Here is a 2596-nt window from a genome sequence, read left to right on the forward strand (position 1 = left end):
CGAGCCGCCCGGCCGGATAGACGCCGGGCACGTCGATATAATCGGACAGCGTCGCGCGCGGGCCGTCCGCGCTCGCGGCCATGCTCTTGTCGGTGAATTGCGACAGCACGCCCCACGGCTTGTTGAACAGGATCAGGCGGCTCACGCTGTGGTTCCTCGCATGGCTTCTCGCCTCCCTCTTCCTTCGTCACGCTCGAACGAGACAAGTGGCTCGGTCGACTTGATCCGGGGTCCATGACTTCAGCGCCGCGATGGATCCCGGATCAAGTCCGGGATGACGAATGGCGGCTCCCCACCCCCGCAACAGACATTCAAGCAGGTCCCGCAACGGGACAAAAATTGCGCCGCGCGGCAAATCGTCACCGAACGTCTATAACGAAAATTTACCTTCCGCATTTAGGAGTGAACGCGGACCACAACAATCGGCCGACGTGGGGGTTGGTCGACAGCAATTAGGTCGCGCATGTCGAATCCCGAGGCTTCCCCGGCCTCCAATCCTTCCCCCGACAAACGCCAGCCGCGCCAGTCGCGTCTGGTGAAGGCCGAACTCGCTTGTCCGCGACTCGGGAAATTCGACGTGACCATCCGGAACGTGTCCGAAACCGGACTCGGGGGTCAATCACCCTCCGGCCTGAATATCGGCGAACGGATGACGGTCTTTTTGCCCGGTCACGACCCGATGATGGGCACCGTTCGCTGGGTCGTCGACAAGAAGTTCGGGCTGGAGACCGACCAGCCGGTCGACACGACGCGGCTGCGCGCGGCATATGGCAACCCGGCGCCGGCATCGCACCTCACCGCGGGTTTCGAGATCATCCCGCCGCCGACCGCACCCGCGCGCCGGCCGGGCCTCGTCCTTGGCGCCGCGCAGCCGGCGCATTTCGGCCGCAGCGTGTGGCTGGGCAAGCGGCAATAGCCCAAACGAAAACCGGCGCGGATTGCTCCGCGCCGGTTTCCCTCGGTAAATTAACGTGGAGCGTTACGCGTCAGGCGACGCGGCGCACCTCATTGCCTTCGTCGTCGATATCACGAAGGACATAACCACGGCCCCAGACCGTCTCGATATAATTTTCGCCACCGCATGCCAGCGCGAGCTTCTTGCGCAGCTTGCAGATGAAGACGTCGATAATCTTCAATTCGGGCTCGTCCATCCCGCCATAGAGGTGGTTCAGGAACATTTCCTTGGTCAGCGTCGTGCCCTTGCGCAGCGAAAGCAGCTCGAGCATCTGATATTCCTTGCCGGTCAGATGCACGCGCGTCGTATCGACCTCGACCGTCTTGGTGTCGAGGTTGACCGCCAGCTTGCCCGTCTTGATGACGCTCTGGCTGTGACCCTTCGAACGGCGGACGACCGCATGAATGCGGGCGACCAGCTCGTCGCGGTGGAACGGCTTGGTGACATAATCGTCGGCGCCGAAGCCGAACGAACGCACCTTCGAATCCATTTCGGAAATGCCCGACAGGATCAGCACCGGCGTCTGCACCTTGGCGGTGCGAAGCTTCTTCAGCACGTCGTATCCATGCATGTCGGGCAGGTTCAGGTCGAGCAGGATGATATCGTAATCATAGAGCTTGCCCAGATCCAGGCCTTCCTCACCGAGATCGGTGGAATAGACGTTGAAGCCTTCGGTCGTGAGCATCGTGTCGATCGCTTTCGCGGTCGTCGGCTCGTCCTCGATCAGCAGTACGCGCATTGGGCACCCCTTGATTGTTCCCACGATAGCCCTGCAGTTCGCCCGCGTGGCCATCATGCATGCCACCGGCGACCCCTGTTGCGAGACTGCCGGAACATTAACCATGAAACTAATGAAGGGAAAAGGTTAATTTTGATTTAACCCGCTGAAATCCGCGAGTCGCGACCAATATGCCACAGTCTAGAGGGCAATTTCCGCCGGATGATGGCGCAGGACAAATTGCTCGTGTGCGCCCGTGCACGAGACCTTCAGCGTATCGACCAGATGATCCGACAGCGCCCGGACGCGCGCGGGGCGCAGCCGCGACGGCGGCGACAGGAGGTGCAGGTGCGACTGCGGCAGCGACCAGTCGGTCAGGATCGGCACCACCGCGCCCGACGCCAGTTCGCCCGCCGCGATGAAATCGGGCAGCACGGCGATCCCGACACCCGCGACGATCAACGGTACCGCAATATCGCCATTGTTCGTGAACAGCGGCCCCGTCGGCAGCACCGTCGCCTCTTCGCCCTTGCGGTGGAAATGCAGCGGCATCGCGCGCTGGCGGTGGCCGTATCCGATCAGCCGGTGGCCGGCGAGTTCGAGCGGGTGTTTCGGCGTGCCGTGCTTCGCCAGATAATCGGGGCTGGCGACCACCGACGCTGCCACCGGCGCGATGGTGCGCGCGAGCAGGCTTGAATCGGCGAGCGGCGCAATGCGCAACGTCAGGTCGATGCCCTCGGCGATCGGGTCGTTGCGCGCATCGCTCAGCAGCACCTCGATCTCGACCGCCGGATGCCGGTCGAGGAAAAGCGCGAGCGGCGGGCCAAGCACCTTGATTCCGAAGCTCATCGGCGCCGCAAGGCGGATCGGGCCTGCGAGGTCAAGCCGATCGCCGCGCGCCGCCTCGGTCGCCGCGGTTGCCG

Annotated in this window: 3 protein-coding genes and 1 pseudogene; 1 reads left to right on the top strand and 3 read right to left on the bottom strand. The window is 63.3% G+C overall.

What is annotated here, in order from left to right:
- Positions 1-145: pseudogene (locus VN047_RS20115) on the bottom strand (pseudouridine synthase); the annotation flags it as partial.
- 432 nt (positions 146-577) lie between these two features.
- Between VN047_RS20115 and VN047_RS20120 the strand changes: the two are divergent.
- On the top strand, positions 578-916 hold the full coding sequence (locus VN047_RS20120) for a PilZ domain-containing protein (RefSeq protein ID WP_325545849.1): 339 nt from the start codon (positions 578-580) through the stop codon (positions 914-916).
- Between the two features lie 70 nt (positions 917-986).
- On the opposite strand, the gene ctrA is transcribed toward VN047_RS20120, so the two are convergent.
- Together ctrA and VN047_RS20130 are read right to left on the bottom strand one after the other, a co-directional pair.
- A complete protein-coding gene (gene ctrA / locus VN047_RS20125; RefSeq protein ID WP_325545851.1) occupies positions 987-1694 on the bottom strand; it encodes a response regulator transcription factor CtrA in 708 nt (235 codons plus the stop codon).
- 180 nt (positions 1695-1874) lie between these two features.
- Positions 1875-2596 (bottom strand): substrate binding domain-containing protein (locus VN047_RS20130; RefSeq protein ID WP_325545853.1); only part of this gene is annotated, 722 nt, incomplete at its 5' end.

The organism is Sphingopyxis sp. (assembly GCF_035565275.1).
GTDB lineage: Bacteria > Pseudomonadota > Alphaproteobacteria > Sphingomonadales > Sphingomonadaceae > Sphingopyxis.